This is a genomic window from Moorena sp. SIO3I8 (assembly GCF_010692325.1).
Taxonomy (GTDB): Bacteria; Cyanobacteriota; Cyanobacteriia; order Cyanobacteriales; family Coleofasciculaceae; genus Moorena.
In genome coordinates this window covers 184,989-205,598 of sequence record NZ_JAAHHW010000003.1, presented here as the reverse complement: position 1 = coordinate 205,598, position 20,610 = coordinate 184,989, and the positions used below count along the sequence as shown (strand labels likewise).

Genomic DNA, 20,610 nt, shown 5'->3' with positions numbered 1-20,610 from the left:
CTATAGCGTTTGTATTTGATAGGTGAACATAGGATTGATCGGAAAAGGGAGTAGGGAGTAGGGAGCAGGGAGTAGGGAACAGGGAACAGGGAAAAAGGAAAAAAATAGGCGTTGCTGAATCAAGCAATGAATAGGAGTAGAATGGGCATCCTGCCCGCCCGAAAATAAGCATGAAACTGGCAAGATGCCAGTTCCACGCCTGATGCCCATTGCACAAAACTATTAAAATCATTCCATTATTAAGCAACGCCCTGCCTACTCCCTACTCCCTACTCCCTGCTCCCTACTCCCTAAAACCCAGAGAGTTGTACCTGACCGAATTGAAAACCGCTGAAAGCGAGCTAGATTCCCAACCGTTGATAAACCTCTTCCAAATGTTGCAAATGGTGCTGGGGATTAAAACATTCTTCTATTTCTGAAGGGGTTAGCTTACTAGTAACTTGAGGATCCTTAGTAATTAAATTGTAGAAGTCTCCCTCAGGTTTATTCCAGGCTTGATGGGCACAAGACTGAACAATACTGTAAGCATCTTCTCGAGTCATCCCCTTTTCTACTAAGGCTAACAACACCTTTTGGCTAAAGACGACACCGCCATAAACATTCATATTCCGCTTCATATTTTCTGGATAAACTAACAAGTGTTTCACTAAATCTGTGATTTCCACTAACATGAAGTGAGTTAAAATACACACATCTGGCAGAATCACTCGTTCTACAGAGGAATGAGAAATATCCCGCTCATGCCATAGGGCAACATTTTCTAAAGCAGCCACCGCATGACTCCGCAGAATTCGTGCCATCCCGCTTAGCCGTTCAGAACGAATTGGATTACGTTTGTGTGGCATAGCAGAAGAACCTTTCTGTCCTTTAGAAAAGAATTCTTCTACTTCTAAGACATCAGTTTTTTGGAGATTGCGAATTTCCACAGCAAACCGTTCAATGGTTGCCCCTAACAGAGCTAACTGTTGGACAAACTCACCATGGCGATCGCGGGAAATAATTTGGGTTGAGGCAGTATCAGGTTGCAGTGACAGGTTTCGACATGCGATCGCTTCCACTTGAGGATCAATATTGGCATAGGTTCCCACAGCACCAGAAATCTTGCCCACAGATATGTTTTGACGCAGAGCCACTAAGCGATCGCGATGGCGGCAAACTTCTGCTAACCAACCGGCCAGCTTAAAACCAAAGGTAATTGGTTCAGCATGAATTCCGTGAGAACGACCAATCATTACCGTGTAGCGATGTTGTTGTGCCTGGTAGCGAATCGCTTGAGCAAGCTTCTCGATCTGTTCGAGAATAAGATTTAGACTAGCAACCAGTTGCAGTGCCAAGGCAGTGTCTAAAACATCGGAACTAGTCAAGCCTAAGTGAATGTAGCGTCCCACATCCCCTACATACTCATTCACATTAGTCAGAAAGGCAATCATGTCATGGCGGACTTCTCGCTCAATCTCTTGCACCCGCTTGAGGTCAAAATTCGCCTTTGCCTTAATTTCCTCTACAGCTTCACTAGGAATCTTACCCAGTTCCGCTTGTGCTTCACAAACAGCTATTTCCACCTGAAGCCAGGTTTTGAGCTTGTAGGTATCCGTCCACAATTCCCCCATCTCGGGTAGGGTGTAGCGCTCAATCAATTCCAATATCGCAGAACACAACCTTACTATTGTAGCAGTTATCAATCGGGTAAGGGACTTTCGTCTTGAGTTTTAGGGAGTCGGGAGTCGGGAGTCGGGAGTCGGGAGTCGGGAGTCGTTAGTCGGGAGTCGGGAGTCGTTAGGTAGTGCGGTATTGGGGGTCTCCAGCAGGCTTACAAGGTATTGAATCTATCTGATTATTATAATTAACGCTATATAATTGATTAATCATTAATGATTAATCATTCGTTAAATCCCCTATCCCCTGTTGTCTGTTGCCTGTTGCCTATTGCTAGCATGCCTGTTACCTATTGCTTATTGCCTTTTGTCAGGTACCATCACCAATTTTACTCTCAATTATGGGTCTATATTAAGCTTTAGTACCAGATCAACAATCGGAGGTCACACTTGACTAAGACAGGTATGATTAAACACCATTACTGGGCTAAACGCCCTCTAATTGCTTTAATACTCCCAATTTTAATACTCCTATCGGCCCCACCAGCCCTTGCCCAAGCTGATCTCACCATCACCCCTAAAAGTATGACTGTAGCAGGTACCAGGGGTTCTAGCACAAGCCGCAGCTTACTCTTGCGCACGACTAACGCCGTCAAGGATTTACAAATCATCTCCCTAGACCTGAATACTCAGGATGGCCAAGAAATTTTCCCCGCTAAATTGATTCAGCCTACTTTACCAGACAAGGAGATTGAGGCCAATAGTCTACTATCTCTCCCGATCCAGTTTCAATTAGATGATGCCCCCAAAAGTGGAGAATTTAGTGGTGAATTCCTGATCAAGTTCTCAGAAACTGAACTAAGCGTACCATTAACAGTCCGAATCAAAGACCCCTTCCCCATACCTCTGGCAGTCATATCCATTGGGGTTATATTGAGCATAGCTGTGTCCAGCTACCGTAATCGAGGGAAACTACGGGACAAAATTCTGGTGCGGGTTGGTCAATTGCGTACCCAACTGCGCAGTGACCCCCAGTTAGCTGAAACATCACTAGTCGATCAATTCAACTCAATACCAAATCCCTTCAAGACCCGAATTGAAGCCCATCTGCTAGATGTCGAGATGGCTTTGCAGGGGGAACGTTGGAACGATGGTAATCAGGCAATTACCCAAGCAGAGTCAGTGTGGCTGAAATGGCGCAAAGGTCGTGAAGACTGGCTAGCACTCCTGAACTATTCTCAAACCCTGGAAGAAAAAATACCCACCACTCCTGATCTTGACCCCCCTTATCTACAGTCAGTACGCCGTAATTTGCCACTGGCAATCCGAGAGGCACCTGACCAAAATCCTCAAGACTTGTATGAGCAGTTAGATGACTGTGCAAAACAGATTAATAAATACCTGCAACTGGATGCTAAACTCAGGGACTTGGACAACTTGCTGCTGGAAACCACAATATCAACACAAGAGTTACAGAGTTGGCAACGTCAGCAAAAGAATTTGCGCAGTAAGTTGAATAATCTCGAACCTACCGATAAAAAAGCTGCTCAGGAGTTGAATGGTCAAATCGAAAAAGCGATCACTCTACTAGTCAAACAAATACCACCTAACTCCACTAAGTTAGGCTTTCTCATCACCCAACCTGAATTATTGCAGAGAGCACCAGGGATCGAGACACCACGCATAGTTATCCAAGAGCCAAGACTAGCAAAGATTCGCCTTTGGATTTTCTCTGCAATCAGTTATGCGATCGCAATTGTCCTGCTTGCTGGTAGTGGCTTCATTGAGCTATACACCTATAAATCCACCTTTGGCGCTAACCTCTGGGGTGACTATGGCGTCCTCCTGGCTTGGGGGTTTGGTGCCGAAGCCAGTCGGGATGCGATTACAAAAGTCGTGGCAAATTTGGACTTACCAGGATTGAAATAATCACTCGATCAGGTGAGCAGGTTGAAGGTTAGCAGGTTAGCAGGTTAGCAGGTTAGCAGGTTGTTCGCCAAAGGCGAACAACCGAACATAAGGAATTCAATTAATAAGTACCAATATGTTTTTAAATAATTTTAATGTCATCCAGGCTCGCGATCGCTATATCAGCTCCCTCTAAATGGGCAGCTTCTGGCTTTCCCCAGCAAATACCAATGCAACCCGCTGCACCAGCACCTTTTGCCATCTCAATATCACCTGCTGAATCTCCTACCATTAGGGCCGAAGCAGGTTTTACCCCTAAAGATTGGCACGCTTGTAGGAACAACCTGGGATCAGGCTTACTGATTTCAGAATCCACACCCTGCTGTAATTGGATATAGGGGTCTAGCTGGTGTCGATGGACAAAGGCTTGTACGCCAGCCGTAGAGTCTGCCGATAGAATACCCAGCTTTAAACCAGCTTCCGAGAGGAATTTAAGGACTTCCAGGCTACCGGCAAACATTGGGGAAGTTCCAGCCGCATCTTGCAAGTACTTCTCGGCTTCAACAAAGGCACTGCCAGCGATTGCCAATGACTCTAACCATCCCCGACCAGTCTCAGCAATATAAGCAGCAGCAGCAATTTCATTTTCCCGACGGCTACCTACTGCCATTAACCCGGTAGGGTCAAGGGTGTCATCTTGGACACCAAAGGCCATCAGGAGGGGTTCTCCAATACCAGGGATTTGGGCATCAATTAAACGCGATCGCTTATAGGCTAGTTCTCTTAAATAAACTTGTGAATCCTCTAAGGTACCGTCTTTATCAAATATGACTGCTTCAATATTGGGGAAAGTCACCTTCCCACAACGAATGCTTACCAAGGGTTTATGCCGTTGTTTATTTTAATCAACTTTATTCTACTAGCTAGTTGATCAAGATTCGCACCTGCCAATTTCTTTGCTCTTGTTCCGGAACAGGGCCATCAATACAGATTAGCCATTAGCCTCAGCTAACGGCTAATTCTTGTGGCTGCACCTGGTTGTTACTCGTCGATGGCAGCTGCTACAAACTCTCCCTCTGGCACTGCGTCTTCTTGAGGCTCTGGGGACTCTTGGGACTCTTGGGGCTCTTGGGACTCTTGAGCCTGAACAGGCTCTTGGGACTCTTGAGCCTGAACAGGCTCTTGGGACTCTTGAGCCTGAACAGGCTCTTGGGACTCTTGAGCCTGAACAGGCTCTTGGGACTCTTGGGACTCTTGGGGCTCTTGGGGCTCTTGGGACTCTTGAGCCTGTTCAGGCTCTTGGGGCTCTTGAGCCTGAACAGGCTCTGGGGACTCTTGTGGCTCTGGGGACTCTTGTGGAGTCATACTTTCTGGAGTTATACCTTGCTTTTGTGCTAGCATCTTCTCCCGGTACTTCTGAGCCATTTCTTCTGCCTTCTCGAAGACCACTTCCCGGTTGTTAATCATATCTCCCGGTTCTGGCTCTAATTGCTTTGTTGACAGAGAAATCCGACCTCGGTCAGCATCCAAGTCAATGATCATCACTTTTAGTTCATCATTGACATTAAACACACTATGAGGCGTATCGATATGATCATGGGAAATTTCCGAAATGTGCAGCAATCCGCTGACCCCGCCAATATCAATGAATGCACCGTAAGGTTTGATGCCTCGTACTGAGCCAATCACCACCTCTCCGACTTCTAGGCGGTTCATCTTGCGCTCGACTAGAGCACGACGGTGGGATAGTACCAAACGATTACGGTCTTCATCTACCTCCAGAAATTTTAGGGGCAGTTCTTGGGCCACCAAATCTTCCTTGGCTGCCCGAGTGCTAATATGAGAACCAGGAATAAAACCGCGCAACCCTTCAATACGTACCAACGCTCCACCACGGTTAGTGGCGAATACCAGAGAACGCACCGTAGCATCCTCTGCTTGTAGTTGGCGCACTCGCTCCCACGCTCGCATATACTCAATGCGACGGATAGAGAGAGTCAACTGTCCATCTTCATTTTCATCGGTCAGGATGAAAAATTCCCGTGTTTCGTTGGATTGTAAAACCTCATCAGGATTATCAACTCGATTTATTGACATTTCCTGAATCGGAATATAGGCTGCGGTTTTCGCACCAATGTCAATCAGAGCGCCCCTCGGCTCTAGACTGAATACCGTACCCGGAACTATATCCCCTGGGTTAAAATGATAATCATACTTATCCAGAAGGGCAGCAAAATCTTCGTGAGTGAATCCTATATCTGTAGTTTTTGTTTTCTGACTGAGCATGTGCGTTGTTTGTCCTAGTTTGATTTGGTTTTAATGACTATGCCTCCTGTTGATGTACAAGCACGTCAGCATTGTGCTGCTTACACCGACATTGCGTTGTCCTACTTGTGACATCTCCCACACCTGTTGGGGTAAGGGGGTAGGTGTGGGCTTCTCGCCAACCCCAGCTATCGCTATTTCCTTACGGAAACCGATCCGCATTCGGGTACTCGACAAGCTTTACTCTTGACGGGATGCCTCACCGCCAAGTTTGTGATCTGAATCTGATCTGATTTTAATTGCTCTATTCCAATCAGGTTTTGGGTCTACTGTCAAAACCTAAGGGCATTTTCGGCTTTGGTTATCAAATAGACATAAATTTACCCCAATTTATGTCCATTATAAGTTATTAGACAAAACCTGACCTGAGCTTTCCGTCAAAAAACACCACCTCAACCTTCAACCAAGGGGCAAAGCTTGCGCGTTTGGTAGAGGCTAGGGGGCTAATCTCGGACTGATCAGCTCATTTAATAAGATTTAATTAAGACCAGAAATCCTATTATAACCTAATCGAGATTTTGTTATTAGTATCTTTACCGAACTTTTCCGGGGTTTTTGGTATCTCCTTTATCCCCCCATGGGGGATGTTAGCCTAATAAATGCCAGGGGTACATTCTCCACCAAAAACAAGGCAGGGATACCCCAGCAATCGACCTTTAGCCAGCAGGAATACCAAGTGGTTGCCACTCCAGAAAAATCTCAATCAGTAAAACCTTCCCCAACCCATGGTCACGAGCGAGTTGCGGTTTTACTCATGGGTTATGGAGAAGTCGAAAGCTATGAAGACTTCGCCAACTACAACGAACAAGCCTTAAACTTGCTCACTGCCAAATTTGCCCCAGTCCCCAACTGGATCTATCCACCCTTAGCCAAAATATTGGCAATGTTTGACTTCCACGAGTGGGGGCACCAGCATGACAACTTTATTTCACCCCACAACAAGATTTTTGAACAGCAACGGGCAGGTATTGAAAAACAACTGCAAGCTAAATGGGGCGATCAGGTGAAGGTATTCAAAGCCTTTAACTTCTGCGCTCCCTTTCTGCCAGAACAAGTCCTCAGTGAAATTAAGGCGCAAGGTTTCCAAAAACTGCTGATCTATCCCCTGCTAGTGGTGGATTCCATCTTTACTAGCGGTATTGCGGTGGAACAAGTCAATAAAGCCCTAGGTAAATTAGAGGATGGAGATCAACACTGGGTTCACGGATTGCGTTACATCCCGTCTTTCTATAACGAACCAGAATACATTAATCTAACTGCTCGATTGGTGGAAGAGAAAATTACTACCGATTTAGCTCAAGCCTATCTGCCCTCCCAAATTGGCATTGTCCTGATGAACCATGGCTGTCCCCACGAAGCTAAAGGATTTGTCTCTGGGATTGACGAAAGTCAGGCATTGTATGAGGCAGTAAGGGAACAGTTGATGTATAAGTATCCCCTAATCTCTGTGGGCTGGCTTAACCACCAAACTCCCTTAATTAAGTGGACTCAGCCTCACGCGGAATTAGCAGCCCAGAACCTGATTAACTTAGGGGCTAAAGCGATTGTGTTTATGCCTATTGGCTTTGCCACAGAGAATCACGAAACCCTGTTAGATGTGCATCACATTGTTCACGCTCTAAAACGTCGTAACTCAGAGGTTACCTACGTAGAGATGCCCTGTGTTAATGATCATCCAGAATTTTTACAGATGGCAGCGGAGTGGGCTAATCCTCAAATTGAGGTACTTATATCAGAAAATGCTCTATCTATCAACCCCCAGTTGGCAGCTGTGCAGGCATTAGAGCACCATCATCACCATCACCATCACCACTGATTCACCAAAGCGTTTTAGCTAAGACCGCGATTCATCGTTTTGAGATCGTCTATAATGAAAGTAGTAGGGAAGACAAATTAAGAGCTAACCGCCACCTACGTGCTTTAAAATCGAACTTTTCTGTATTGTAAGGCGTGCGGAGGGGCATCCCGGAGACGAAACCTTAGAAGAGTGGAGCCTTAATCATAAAGTTTTAACCCTTTTATGCATAGCCTGCTAACCATAAAGGCTCCACTCTTCTTGCGGTAACTTCTGACCGTATCGTTAATAAAGCTTGCCGAGTATCCGTTCGCGCAGCGTCGGCGAAAGCCGATACCGATAGGTGGAGTTGGCAAGAAGCCCACACTGAACTCAACGAGTCAGTGTGGGAGTATGTCACTAGCTTGCTTTATATTTAGGTTGCTTTATATATAACCTTCTTGCACCTCTTCCGTTCTCCTCCGACTGTTCTCCCTCTTCTCCTGTTCTAGGAAAGATGTCACAGAATAGAACTGTAGGCTGGGAATCAATGAAACTTCTCCAATCATAGGAAAGCCTAGCTGATCCCAGCCCCATAAAGTGCCGAGTGACAGGATAACAGGATAACAGGATAACAATTATGGATAATAACGACTGGCTCAAGCAGTTATTGTTGGTTGGGGTTGGCACAACCTCAATGGTTGCCGAAAAACTGCGAGAGGTAAGTGATGAATGGGTTAAAGATGGTAAAATTAACTCCGACCAAGCTACCGCTTTTGTAGATGATCTGATGAATCAGATCAAGTCAGAGCAGGGTAACTTTGAGAGCAACATGGAACGGCAGTTGCGCAATATGTTGCAGGATTTAGGGGTTCCTCGCCAATCAGAAATGGATGAATTGCGAGGTCGTATTGACCGTCTGGAGCGTCAGGTGCGGGATTTAGAAAATAAGCTCTGGCGTTGATAATCAATTAGGAGAACAGATTTTGAAACAAATTCTGATCAGCATAGGCGTTATAGTAGCCTTTGGGTTGCTGTTGGTTGTGGCTCAAGTGGGTATGGGTAAAAAATCTACCACTGCTGGAGAAATTACCAACACTCAGCTGGAAGTAGTGACAACAGCTAACAGTGCTAACCCAGATGTTAATGATAAACAAGATCTAGCTATGGATTCTAGTTCAGAAAGCGGAAGCAATTTGGATCAGGCGGTTACAACACCGTCGGGCTTGAAGTACATTGACATAGTTGAGGGTGAGGGAGCAATGCCTGAGACGGGACAGACGGTAGTGGTTCACTACACTGGTACCCTGGAGGATGGCAGCAAGTTCGATAGTTCTCGCGATCGCAATAGTCCTTTTTCCTTCAAAATCGGTATAGGACAAGTGATTAAAGGCTGGGATGAAGGGGTTGGTTCTATGAAGGTTGGTGGTCGTCGTCAGCTGATCATTCCCCCAGAATTGGGTTATGGTGCCCGTGGCGCGGGTGGGGTAATTCCGCCTAATGCTACGTTAATTTTTGATGTGGAATTGTTGAAAATTAACTAATAAATTAGCAATAAATTAGCTAATTCAGCGATGAGCTGAATACTTTCTCCCAGTTGGTGAATTCTCGCTGATTGGGAGTTTTAGTTAACAGAAGAACACGAGAAATAGGATCGCATTTTTGTTACAAAAGATTAAGACAATCTGGGTGCAGAACTAAAATGCACAACTAAACTAGAGGTTAATGGTATAAAATGCGTTCCCGTAGCGGCTCTTTGCTGAGCATCGCGTAGCGGTTCCAAACGTTAGATCACATAACGTTCACTTCTGAGTTGTAGGAGTTCACACTCTTTGATTGGCCATATTCAGGAACTTGGTTAACCCAGGTTTAAAGATAAGTTTCACCGTTCCTGTCGGACCATTACGATTTTTAACAATGATGACTTCTGCCGTATCTCCATCTGGTGAATCTGGGTTATAATAAGAATCTCTATAAAGCATCATGATTAAATCCGAGTCCTGCTCAATGGAACCCGATTCTCTCAAATCCGACATCATGGGTCGTTTGTTGGTGCGAGATTCCACAGCTCGACTTAACTGAGACAGAGCAACCACTGGGACTTTCAGTTCCCGAGCTAATCCTTTAAGAGAGCGAGTAATCCGAGACAACTCCTGAACTCGATTTTCACTACCACTGCCTTCCATTAACTGTAAGTAATCGATTAAAATTAACCCCAATGGGCTCCCTTGGGCTGCTTGAAGACGACGAGCATGCGATCGCATTTGCATCACAGTCTGGTTAGCGGTATCATCAATATAAATCGGCAACTCTGATAACATACCGATTGCTTCGCTCAAGGGTGCCCACTGATTTTGAGCAATGCGCCCAGCTCTGAGAAAGTTACTGTCAATTTTCGCTTCACTAGCTAACAACCGCTGCACTAGTTGTTCTCTTGACATTTCCAAGCTAAAAATCGCCACTGGCAATTTTTCAGCTACGTTACGAGCAATTCCTAACGCTAAGCTAGTTTTTCCCATTGATGGTCTACCAGCAATGATAATTAAGTCAGACGGACTTAACCCCCCAATTTGGGCATCCAAATCATAGAAGTCTGATGGAATACCAGGCAAATCAATACCCTGATTCCGATTTTCTATATCTTGGAACGTCTGGACTAGGGTTTCAGAAATCGGGATGAGACCTTGCTGAGGACGCAATTGGGTGAGGCTGAAAATTTTCTGTTCCGCTTGGTCAAGGACTGTTTCCAATTCCAAGGATGTCTCATAACCCAACTTAAAAATCTCGTTACCGGCTTCGATTAGCTGACGGCGCAGGTACTTGTCCATCACTAACTTAGCGAACCTGTCAATATTGACCGCTGAAACCGTTTGTTCAACTAGCTGAGCTAACTTAGCTTGACCCCCAACTTTCTCTAATAAGTCATTGTCATAAAGCCAGGTAGTAACACTCATCAAATCCGTCGGTTTCCCCTGGCTATAAAGTAATAAAGCAGCTTCGTAAATGGTTTGGTGAATCCGGACATAGAAGGCTTTCGGATTCAGGAAATCACCAATTCGACCCATGGCTTCCGCAATCTCGCCTTGATCATCGGCATTAACAACTACCAAAACGGCATTTCCCCCCTGAACACCGCCGTAAACGATGCCAAAAAACTAATAGAAATTCTGCGCGAGAAGCATGGTTATCAAGTCTGGGTATGCTTAGACGAAGTAGCCACCCTCTCTAACTTCAACAAATTTTTAGACCAAACCCTACCCGAACAAGTCACTGAAAATGACCGCTTATTATTTTACTTCGCTGGTCATGGAGTTGCCCTCAATGGGGATGATGGCCCGGCTGGTTACCTAATTCCTCAAGATGCCAAACTGGGGGATACTAATAGTTATCTGCCCATGACCAAGTTACACGATGCTTTCCATCAATTACCTTGTCGTCATTTCTTGGGTATCCTAGACTGCTGTTTTGCTGGTGCTTTCCGTTGGTCGAGTACCAGGGATTTACTCACATCGCCAGAAGTAATTCACCAAGAGCGTTATGACCGTTTTATTACTGACCCGGCCTGGCAAATCATTACTTCCTCAGCTTCGGATCAAAAGGCTTTAGATAACTTTAATTTAGATAGCGAACGCGGTCAAATCGGCAATCATTCCCCTTTTGCTAGTGCATTATTAGAAGCCCTAGAAGGTGCAGCAGATATCTATCCTCCTGCCACGAATGGCAAACCGGCGGTCGATGGGGTAATTACAGCCACAAAATTATATTTATATTTACGGGATAGAGTCGAAATTCCCACAGAAAAATGCCGTGTGCGGCAAACCCCTGGTATTTGGTGTTTAGACAAGCACGATAAAGGCGAGTATATCTTTCTGTCTCCAGGACATGAACTCAACTTACCCCCCGCACCACCATTAGATGAGTCGAAAAATCCCTATCGGGGTTTAAACTCCTTTGAAGAGGAACACAGTCAACTATTTTTTGGTAGAACATTACTAGTAGAAAAGTTACAGGATTTTGTCAATACTCATTCCTTAACTGTGGTCTTAGGTGCTTCCGGTTCGGGTAAATCGAGTTTGGTGAAAGCCGGATTAATTCCCCAGTTGAAACAGGAAAATACCGATAAATGGTCGATAGTGTCACCAATTCGTCCCGGAGAAACCCCCTTCCAAGCTCTCAATAAAGCCCTGGTTGAGGCGGGATTACCAAAAGTCGAGTTAGGGAACAAACAAAAAACTCTCACTGAAAGTATTGCGGTTTGGGTTAAAAACAATCCCAAATCCAAGTTATTAATCTTTATTGACCAAAGCGAAGAAATCATTACACTCTGTCAAGATGAGCAGGAGCGCCAGGAATTTTTTCAACAGATACTGGCAGCAATTCATGGCTATCGGGAGCAATTACGAGTAGTATTAAGCCTACGTTCTGATTTTGAACCCCAAATCACAGATGTGGGCTTAAAGTTGGCACCGGAAGTACTAAATCAATTGGGAACCACGGTACTGATAAATCTTTGGCAAAGTGGACGATTTATTGTACCAGCCATGACACGAGGGGAACTAAGGGAAGCGATAGAAAAACCGGCTCAAGCACGGGTAATGTATTTTCAACCCCACGAATTAGTAGAAGAATTAATTGATGAAGTGGCGGATATGCCGGGAGCATTACCCCTGCTGTCTTTTGCCTTGAGTGAACTGTATCTCAAGTATTTAAGGCGGCAACGGCAGTCACAATATATGGGTATGACTATTGACCGGGCGTTGACTCAAGCCGATTATATTGAATTGGGGGGAGTAATGCGATCGCTAACTCAAAGGGCGGATGAGGAGTATCAGAAGCTAGTTCAAGAAAATCCCGCTTATGACCAAGTGATCCGTCATGTGATGCTGCGGATGGTGGCACTAGGTGGAGGTGAGTTAGCCCGTAGGCAAGTACCTTTATGGGAATTGGAATATCCGCCTCAGAAACATGATTTAGTCAAGGAAGTAATTGAGGGTTTTAGCACAGCACGGTTATTAGTAGAAGGACAAGATGCTGAGGGGAATCCCTATGTAGAACCAGCCCATGATGCTTTAGTGCGGGGATGGCAAAGATTGCTGGGATGGAAGCAACAGGAGGAGGAAAATTTACTTCTGCAACGGCGGTTAACGACCGCAGCCCAGGAGTGGGAAAGCCAGCAGACGGCAAGGTTTCTTTGGCATACTAACCCACGTCTGGATTTGTTGAAAAAGGTACTCAATTCTGATAATAACTGGCTTAACCAAGTAGAAGCTGAGTTTGTGCGGTGTAGCGTCCGACGAAAAAGCTTCAATACTAATCGTAATTCGGGTGTTGCGATCGCAGTTATAGTAGGGTTAATTACAGGTTTATTCTCCTTAATTGGTCAAAGAAACGCCCTATTCGGTCAAATTAAGGCCGATCGGCAAGCCGCTGAAGCCAAATTTGGATTCTATCCAGATTTAGAAGCTTTGCTTGCCAGTTTACGGGCAGCAAAATCTATTCAAGATTGGCCGGGATACTTATCCTTATTCAAGCCAGACAGTAAGATTCAAGCTGAAGTGTTACAAACTTTACGAATGGCATTATATTCAACTAGAGAATATAACCGCAGAGAAGTACCTCAAGGTTTTGAGAAGATGTTTTTTAAGCCTGATGGTACGTTAATGATTGCTACAGCAGAGGATGGTACTGTCCGCTTACAAGACTTCAAAGGCAGACAACAACCCAAAGTATTTTCAGGACATGAGGGGGACGTAGATCTTGATGTTAGTCCGGATAGTCGCTTATTAGCAACAATTGACCAGCAAGGGACTTTTCGCCTCTGGAACTTAGAAGGAAAACAGGAAGAGCCACGTCAGCTTACAGACTGTATTTCAGGGTTTACATATACTGATTTAAATCTATCTCCTACTGGTTTCGGTGTATATGACAGAGGGATCAGTTTCAGTCCTGATAGCAAGAAGCTTCTAGCCTATTTACAAAGGGTAACTGAGAAGGGCAATTCCAGTACTATCTGCCTGTGGGAAACGGGAGATAAACCGAAGCTATTGAAACAGGAAGGCAATTTCTATAGTATTAGCTTTAACTCCAATAACCAGCTAGTAGTAGCTAACCAATCTGGCAATACCCTCAGCTTGTCGGACTACAGGAGTCGTAATCAGTTGGCAGAGTTTAAAAATTTTAATCAGGCACCCTCTGGATATCTGGCTTTTAGTCCTACACTCTCGGGAAATCTGGTTTTTAGTCCTATTAGTCCTAATGGTGAATACTTAGCAGGATTGTTTGGAGATGATGTAAGCATTGCCTACTTTCGTAGTTTAGATAGCGAATATTGGAAGGAGTTTAAACCCATAAGTAGAGCTAGCAGTATCATTTTTGATACCGAAGGTCGTCTGATTATTGGGCAAGAGGGTGAGGGTATTATTAGTGTTTATGATGAACCATATAAGATTAATGACTCTTTGTCAGACGCCTTGGAATTTGAACTGAAAGGGCATCAAGGTGGTATTCGTGAGGTGATTTCTAGCTCGTCGAACGGCAGACAACTTGCTAGTTTAGGTGATGACAATACCCTGGTCTGGTGGAAACTAGATAAGAAGCCATTAGAGGAGTTAGAGCTAATTCCGAATTTAAAAAGTATCAGCATCAGCCCCGATGGTAAGCAACTAGCTGTTGTCGGAAGTGATGACACTATTCGTCGGTTGGATTTGACTGGTAAGGTGTTGAAGCGATTTCCCGATCTTAAAACAAAAATAAGGCAAATCATTTTCAACCCTGATGGTACACAATTGGCTGGAGTTGGTAAAGATAATAGGATTCGCTTATTGGATTTGAATGGCAATCAGTTGTATAAATCTAAAAATTTTAATAAAACAATTAGCCAGCTTCTTTTTAGCCCTGATGGTACACAATTGCTTGTTGTGGAGAACGATAGTACTGTATATCCGCAGGGTTATGATGATAAGAATACTAGTACTCTCCATCGGTTGAATTTGAACAGTAAAATCTGGAAAACTGAACCTAAGCTATGGGGTGAAATCGCTTTTAGCTCCGATGGCAAGCTGTTAGTGGCGCAGAATGCTTTACCTGATCACTATGTAGAGCGAGGTAATATCTTTTTAAAAGAATTGGAGTCTGGTCAGGAATTAGTTAAGTTTAAGAGTGCTAATCCCAGGTTTGATAGTGATAGTATCGGTTTTAGTACCCAGGGTGGCTTAGTGGTTAGTGCGGAGCGGCGTTATTTGGAGGATAATGGTTCTCATATGGAGGAGAAGGGTTATACCTATGTATGGGATATGTCAGGAAAATTATTGACTGCTTTCAAAGATGGGCATCAAAGTAAAGTTAATGAAAGTACAGTTGATGTAAGTACAGTTACAAGTATAAGTCTTAGTGCTGATGGCAGTTTATTAGCCACTCTTGACAGATCCGGAAATGCCAAGTTATGGCGTATAGGAGGATTGGATGAACTAATAGTCAAGGGTTGTAATTGGGTCCGAGACTATTTGGAGACGAATCCCAATCTTGACGAGAGCGATCGCAATCTCTGCAAAAATTGATGGCGTTGCTGATTTTGGGTATGCTTTCGCCCCCCTAGCCCCCCAATTCTGGGGGGAACAAAACTCTCAAGCGATGCAGCGCGGTCTTGGGGGTTTCCCCCATGAGCGACTGCATCAAGACAAGTCCCCCAAAGTTGGGGGATTTAGGGGGCTGTAATAAAATCAGATAATCGCGCATTCATTCCTTAATTCAGCAACGCCGGCCTATATAGGGTTTATAAATGAAATGAAACAGCCCTACCCTTATTAAGGGGAACCAACGGGGGATCTCAATCAGGGATTAACAAAACTGAAATGCGACATTGGAAAGTATTATCCCGATTTATTCTATTCATCCTCTCAGCAGTTATCGTACTGCTGAGCTCTGCCCTACCCAATAGTCTTCTTGCCTCTCAAGCTGCTAGTCCTCTTGCCCAAGTACGCATCAAGACCGAAACCGTAGTAGGTCAGCAGGATTTTTTCCGAGTTGGCAAATCCCACAAAGGTCGTTGGTGGTTGATTGACCCCGATGGCAAACCCTTCCTTTACCGGGGTGTCACCTCCGTCAACTTTGGCTATCCTGATCCCTATGTTCCGGTTGTCGAGGATAAATATGGTCAAGACCCCGCTGCATTTCGGGAAGCTACCTTTGAGCGGCTGCGGAGCTGGAATTTTAATGCCCTAGGAGCATGGACACCACCTCAATTGTGGGATCAGGGTATGCCCTACACGGTTATCCTAAATTTCGTCAAAGCTGCTCCAGACAGCGAACTTAGGGTTGATGACAGGAAGCTAAAGTTACCCGATGTGTTTGATCCGAAATGGATTGAAGGGATTGATGCTAAAGCTAAGGAAATCGTAGCACCGGTGGCAAGTAGTAAGCTGCTAGTGGGATATTTTACTGACAATGAACTCAATTGGGCACACGCTGAAACACCAGACCGAAAGGTTAACTCAGAGTTGTTGCTCACCAATAACGCTAAGGCATCTTTACTGCAATTTTGCCTTAGCCTCAATCCAGAAAAACCCGCCTATAGTGCTGCTTGGGATTTTGTTTTAAAGCGCCATGGTAATAGTTTAGAGCAGTTAGCAAAAGATTGGCAGGTCCCTATTGAATCTAGAGACACGATTAAAGAATGGACTAAGACAAAACAAGGGATTGTTTCTAAAGGCTACTTAGTGGATCAGAATGGGTTTCAAGCAGAATTTGCTCGACGCTATTTTCAGGAAACTGCAGCAGCAATCCACCGCTATGACCACAATCATTTAATCCTGGGATGTCGGTTTGGGGCACCTCCTTCTAATGCTGTATTTTCCGCCATCAAAAGACCTTGGGTAGATGTAGTATCTGCTAACAATTATCGCTACAACATGTATGAGCGGATAGACCTATACTACCAAGCTACAAAATTGCCAGTGCTCAACACTGAGTTTAGTTGGGGACACACCAGGTTTACTCAACGAGCCTTACCCGATGAACCAGAAGACGGGTTTTCCGAAAGGTCACGGATGATGCGTAATGGCGCTAAGTCCTTAGCCAGGGCTTTGACTCATCCCGCTCTTGTCGGTTATACCTGGTATCGTTGGGTAGATTTGCCCGGTCATACACCCCCGATTAGTTTTGGTCTGGTCAATCTTGAGGATGATCCCAATCTCTCCCATACAACCTTACTCAAGCGATTGAATGCTAGAGCTGATGCGATCGCGACTACAGCAAAGGGAATAGGGAACAGGGAATAGGGAACAGGGAGTATGGAGTAGCGATGCAGCGCTAATCGCTGATAGCTGATAGCACCTCAAGTAGCGTGCGCGTAGCGCTAATCGCTGATAGCTGATAGCTTACGGCGGTTTGCATAACTATCAAGTACACAGAATTTTATCCTTCTTCCCTCTTCCCTGCTCCCTGCTCCCTGCTCCCTGCTCCCTGCTCCCTGCTCCCTAAAATCCCGAACTTTGTACCTCACCGAATTGCAAACCTCTTTCACTACTTAGTTGCTGTAATAAAAACAAAACGGTCAGGAAATTCAAGGATAGATTGTTGAGCATATTTTTCTGAGATTTCTGCTAGACCTTCCTGTAACTGTTGATCATCAAATAATGACAGTAAGGACATATAGCGATTTGCTACCATTTTCAAGTATTGTTCTTTAGGAATTGACTGAAGATATTCAACAAAATCAACTGAGACGTTGAAGCCGACTTTTTCAAGTAAACTAGTTAGATCGTTATAGTTAGGCTGCCTTCTTTCATATCGCTCTAAAGCTTTCTTGAATAAAGGATACTCAATAGTAGGAGGCAGAAGGATTAGCAAGAAAATTACTCCACTAGTTAGCTTTTGAAACAAACTACTAAATAGTAATTCTTTATTGTCTATATGATGAATTGCTTCCTTCATATAGACCTTATTATAACCTGAGGTTTCAGAAACAAAAGTAATCGCATCTACTGCCCTAATTTGGTATTGAGGGCTTAAGGGGATTTGTGAGAGCATTTCTTCAGAAGGATCGACGCAGATAATCGGATTATCTAACTGTATTTCCTTCGGAATTGATTGGCTAAAAAGTCCTGTACCGCAGCCTAAATCCACAAGACTATCTGTTGAGGTTAAGCGTAAATATTCAATGATTTTTAACCCCATAAATCTAATGTAGTCTTCTGAGTAACTCCACAAATCATCATAGATACTCCCGATTCTTTTATAGTGTTTTTGATTCGAGCTACTCATGGCTTTAATTGCTATTGTTATTTATGATTATTATTAATATAGCGGTTTTCAATTGGTGAAGTACATGTTTTTAGGTAACAGGGAACAGCGGATCTGGGAAAAAATCCTGTGGAATAGGCATCTTGCCTGTTCGGCGATCTTTTGGCGCGGGCAGGATGCCCACTCTACCCGTGGAATAGGCATCTTGCCTGTTTGGGGAATAGGCATCTTGCCTGTTTGGCGATCTTTTGGGGCGGGCAGGATGCCCACTCTACTCCTATTCATTGAAAGATTCAGCAACGCCCGAAATCTAGTTAATCAACAGCAAACTCAGTGTATTGGCGCATGTTGGGGGAGTGGAAGCCAAGGACAATATCCTCAGCTGGAACACCCAGTTCAAGCAATTGGGTAGCAATGCCAATTTCGGTGCCATCATGCTGAATCCAGATTTTACCATTTTTGATATCTAAGTGGAGGCTACAGCCGTGGGTGCGACGGTTATCTTTCCAACCCGTGTGCAGTAACAGATAATGATCTCGTTCGGTGTCCAACACTGCTTGGGTTTCAATTTCCGGGAAGGTGGGTTTGCGATTGGCTCGTTCTAGAAGTAATTGCTGAATCCATTGACGATATTGTTCTACAGATTCTTCTACAGCCATTGCCGAATAACCTCCTGAGTTTGGTCATAGATGAGTAAATTGATTTGAGTCTTATCAATGACTGATCGTACAAACCGTCGTTGGAAAAAAGATTGGTAAATTGTTTCAGGAATGGCAAGGTAAAGATTACGTTGGGCATCAACTTCATTTAGAGCAAATTGATAGTTGATGCATTGCCCAAGGGCCGTATGAAAATCGGATACAACGGATCGACCAATAAAACTTTTGATTTCCACAGCAATTTTTTCTCCTGCTCGTTCTGCAGCGATTAGCTCTGCAGCAAGATCAATTTCAAAATCGACTCCCCCAACACTCAGTTGATAGGGATCGGCAGTAATTACCCAGTTCTCTTTTTCTAGGGCAGTTCTCACTGCATTGTGGAAAGGATCCTTTGCCATGAGCTTTTAAAATAAACAGGAAGCTTTTCTGGTAAAATTATATGCTAGAGCGAATCTATTCATCATTGCTTGGGCGATCGCACCACCAAACCTTAGTCTGAGATAGTTCACCGGTCTAGTGGGATATCTTCATACACGAGTGCGATCGCAAACTCAAAACCAACGCTCTCCAGGGTGATCACATCTCCAGCTTGGTATGCCGTGTATAGCCACAACCGCCCTTCGCCCCTCCGGTAAATCTCGACGTTGATCTCGGTAGAGCTGATCAGGACGTATTCTTCTAGGCTGGGTAGAGTGCGATATTCTTTGAACTTTTTCCCCCGATCGAGAGCTTCTGTACCGGGGGAGAGCACTTCAACGATAAGTTTTGGATATTGGATCGCGTTAATCGCTATTCTATCTCGCTGATCGCAGCTCACCACCACATCTGGATAACGGTAGATAGATTCGGTAACCTTTACTTTGGCATCAGCAATATTGATGCGACAGCCTTTGGGACGAACGTGGGGACGTAGCGCAGCTAGTAGATTAATCGCAATATCGTTGTGGGGGATGCTGCCACCTGTCATAGCCAAAATGTCACCATTAATAAATTCGTATCGAAGTTCCTGGCGTGGTTCCCATTCCAAGTAAGCTTCGACAGTCATTTTCTGGGACTGGGGATTGGCAATCATGGCAGAGTCTATGAATTACTTAGCTGGCCTTAGCATCGAGAACAAGTTTTAGATTATAGATACCACTGGTTAATATAAGTTACAACATTAGGTGACTACAGGAATAGTTAGCTCAGATCAAGGTTTTAGCAATGGCTTTAGGCATGCATGGCTATTGGCAAAAGAGGACTAGGATCTATCGTTTTTATTTGATTTGACTAATATACAGTTTAAATGCACAACAGCTCACCCCACCGCAAACTCGGTATACTGCCTCATAATCGGTGCCTGATAGGCCAACACAATATCCTGCTTTGGTACGCCCAGCTCAACTAACTGATCTGCGATCGCAATCTCCGACCCATCATGCTGTATCCAAATCTTGGCATCTTTAATATCGACATGTACAGAACACCCATAAATACGTGTGGTGTTATTTTTCCAACCGGTATGAACCATCTGGTAATGATCCCGTTCCGTATCAAAAATGAGCTGGGTTTCGATGGCCGGATTAGCCGACTTAATACTGGCGCGTTTTTTAAGCAAGTCCTGAATGTGCTGTCGATACACCTCTAGTTTATCCATTGAGTAATCCTTGGTTGAGAAATATCATAAACTAAAATAGGAACCTGATTACGCTTGATCGACTTTTGTATGAAGGGATAACTGAAAAAAGCACTGTAAATATTGTTAGGAACCGCAAGATGAAGTGTTCGATCAGGCTCCTCATCTTCTAAGGCAAGACGATAGTTAATAAACTGCCCAATTGCACCATGGAATTCTGAAATTCTTGAAGTTGATAGAAAGCTTTTAACTTCAATAGCTATTTTTTCATTATTGCGTTCAGCAGCAATCAGGCGTTCTGCCCCCAAATCAATGTAGATATCGGTAAAACCCAGATCAATGCGATAAGGATCGTGAGTAATGATCCAACCGTCATTGATTAGAGCATCCTTAACTAGATCATGGAATTGATCCTTAGCAGACATGGGGAAATAGGTACAGGTGTCAACAAACGTCTATTATATAGGTTAGCAAAAAGCGAATCAGCTTTTTTAT

The 20,610-nt window shown here is 44.4% G+C and carries 19 protein-coding genes; 7 read left to right on the top strand and 12 right to left on the bottom strand.

What is annotated here, in order from left to right; genetic code table 11:
* A complete protein-coding gene (locus F6K51_RS02765) occupies nucleotides 1–210 on the bottom strand; it encodes a hypothetical protein (RefSeq protein ID WP_293017877.1) in 210 nt (69 codons plus the stop codon).
* On the opposite strand from F6K51_RS02765, the gene F6K51_RS02760 reads away from it, so the two are divergent.
* The gene (locus tag F6K51_RS02760; RefSeq protein ID WP_293017875.1) at nucleotides 210–419 is read left to right on the top strand and encodes a hypothetical protein; all 210 of its coding nucleotides are present in this window, start codon (nucleotides 210–212) and stop codon (nucleotides 417–419) included. The genes F6K51_RS02765 and F6K51_RS02760 overlap by 1 nt on opposite strands.
* On the opposite strand, the gene purB is transcribed toward F6K51_RS02760, so the two are convergent.
* Nucleotides 342–1,637, bottom strand: coding sequence for an adenylosuccinate lyase (purB, locus tag F6K51_RS02755; protein ID WP_293017896.1), 1,296 nt, complete (start codon nucleotides 1,635–1,637; stop codon nucleotides 342–344). The two genes, F6K51_RS02760 and purB, sit on opposite strands and share 78 nt — an antisense overlap.
* Before the next feature lie 408 nt (nucleotides 1,638–2,045).
* Here purB and F6K51_RS02750 point away from each other — a divergent pair, with 408 nt between their 5' ends.
* On the top strand, nucleotides 2,046–3,524 hold the full coding sequence (locus F6K51_RS02750; RefSeq protein WP_293017873.1) for a hypothetical protein: 1,479 nt from the start codon (nucleotides 2,046–2,048) through the stop codon (nucleotides 3,522–3,524).
* 121 nt (nucleotides 3,525–3,645) lie between these two features.
* Here the strand turns inward: F6K51_RS02750 and F6K51_RS02745 are convergent, their stop codons facing one another.
* Together F6K51_RS02745 and F6K51_RS02740 are read right to left on the bottom strand one after the other, a co-directional pair.
* The gene (locus F6K51_RS02745) at nucleotides 3,646–4,383 is read right to left on the bottom strand and encodes an HAD family hydrolase (RefSeq protein ID WP_293017872.1); all 738 of its coding nucleotides are present in this window, start codon (nucleotides 4,381–4,383) and stop codon (nucleotides 3,646–3,648) included.
* 161 nt (nucleotides 4,384–4,544) lie between these two features.
* Nucleotides 4,545–5,789, bottom strand: coding sequence for a S1 RNA-binding domain-containing protein (locus F6K51_RS02740; protein WP_293017871.1), 1,245 nt, complete (start codon nucleotides 5,787–5,789; stop codon nucleotides 4,545–4,547).
* 715 nt (nucleotides 5,790–6,504) lie between these two features.
* Between F6K51_RS02740 and F6K51_RS02735 the strand changes: the two genes are divergently transcribed.
* The 3 genes from F6K51_RS02735 (at nucleotide 6,505) to F6K51_RS02725 (ending at nucleotide 9,146) form a co-directional block, all read left to right on the top strand.
* Nucleotides 6,505–7,644, top strand: coding sequence for a ferrochelatase (locus F6K51_RS02735; protein WP_293017895.1), 1,140 nt, complete (start codon nucleotides 6,505–6,507; stop codon nucleotides 7,642–7,644).
* A gap of 598 nt (nucleotides 7,645–8,242) precedes the next feature.
* Nucleotides 8,243–8,566, top strand: a complete 324-nt coding sequence (locus tag F6K51_RS02730) for a phasin family protein (protein WP_008180024.1) — start codon at nucleotides 8,243–8,245, stop codon at nucleotides 8,564–8,566.
* A gap of 22 nt (nucleotides 8,567–8,588) precedes the next feature.
* A complete protein-coding gene (locus F6K51_RS02725; protein ID WP_293017867.1) occupies nucleotides 8,589–9,146 on the top strand; it encodes an FKBP-type peptidyl-prolyl cis-trans isomerase in 558 nt (185 codons plus the stop codon).
* Between the two features lie 279 nt (nucleotides 9,147–9,425).
* Here the strand turns inward: F6K51_RS02725 and dnaB are convergent, their stop codons facing one another.
* Entirely contained in the window at nucleotides 9,426–10,667 is a 1,242-nt protein-coding gene (gene dnaB, locus F6K51_RS02720; RefSeq protein ID WP_293017894.1) for a replicative DNA helicase, read from the bottom strand.
* Here dnaB and F6K51_RS02715 point away from each other — a divergent pair.
* Complete coding sequence (locus F6K51_RS02715; protein WP_293017865.1) at nucleotides 10,614–15,158, top strand: caspase family protein; 4,545 nt, start codon at nucleotides 10,614–10,616, stop codon at nucleotides 15,156–15,158. The genes dnaB and F6K51_RS02715 overlap by 54 nt on opposite strands.
* A gap of 294 nt (nucleotides 15,159–15,452) precedes the next feature.
* Nucleotides 15,453–16,877 carry a hypothetical protein gene (locus F6K51_RS02710; RefSeq protein ID WP_293017863.1) on the top strand — a complete coding sequence of 475 codons (1,425 nt, stop codon included), beginning with the start codon at nucleotides 15,453–15,455 and terminating at the stop codon, nucleotides 16,875–16,877.
* 244 nt (nucleotides 16,878–17,121) lie between these two features.
* Here the strand turns inward: F6K51_RS02710 and F6K51_RS02705 are convergent, their stop codons facing one another.
* From F6K51_RS02705 to F6K51_RS02675, 7 genes are all read right to left on the bottom strand, one after another.
* Nucleotides 17,122–17,775, bottom strand: coding sequence for a methyltransferase domain-containing protein (locus F6K51_RS02705; RefSeq protein WP_293017862.1), 654 nt, complete (start codon nucleotides 17,773–17,775; stop codon nucleotides 17,122–17,124).
* 135 nt (nucleotides 17,776–17,910) lie between these two features.
* Complete coding sequence (locus F6K51_RS02700) at nucleotides 17,911–18,126, bottom strand: hypothetical protein (protein ID WP_293017860.1); 216 nt, start codon at nucleotides 18,124–18,126, stop codon at nucleotides 17,911–17,913.
* A 29-nt stretch (nucleotides 18,127–18,155) separates the two neighbouring features.
* Complete coding sequence (locus tag F6K51_RS02695) at nucleotides 18,156–18,500, bottom strand: XisI protein (protein WP_293017859.1); 345 nt, start codon at nucleotides 18,498–18,500, stop codon at nucleotides 18,156–18,158.
* Nucleotides 18,491–18,898, bottom strand: a complete 408-nt coding sequence (locus F6K51_RS02690; RefSeq protein ID WP_293017858.1) for a XisH family protein — start codon at nucleotides 18,896–18,898, stop codon at nucleotides 18,491–18,493. The genes F6K51_RS02695 and F6K51_RS02690 overlap by 10 nt, the downstream gene beginning before the upstream one ends.
* Nucleotides 18,899–19,005: 107 nt before the next feature.
* Nucleotides 19,006–19,572 (bottom strand): Uma2 family endonuclease, encoded by a 567-nt coding sequence (locus F6K51_RS02685; protein WP_293017857.1) that lies wholly within the window; start codon nucleotides 19,570–19,572, stop codon nucleotides 19,006–19,008.
* Between the two features lie 225 nt (nucleotides 19,573–19,797).
* A complete protein-coding gene (locus F6K51_RS02680; RefSeq protein ID WP_070395931.1) occupies nucleotides 19,798–20,136 on the bottom strand; it encodes a XisI protein in 339 nt (112 codons plus the stop codon).
* Nucleotides 20,124–20,540 carry an element excision factor XisH family protein gene (locus tag F6K51_RS02675; RefSeq protein WP_293017856.1) on the bottom strand — a complete coding sequence of 139 codons (417 nt, stop codon included), beginning with the start codon at nucleotides 20,538–20,540 and terminating at the stop codon, nucleotides 20,124–20,126. Before F6K51_RS02675 ends, F6K51_RS02680 begins: the two co-directional genes overlap by 13 nt.
* Between the last annotated feature and the right edge of the window lie 70 nt (nucleotides 20,541–20,610).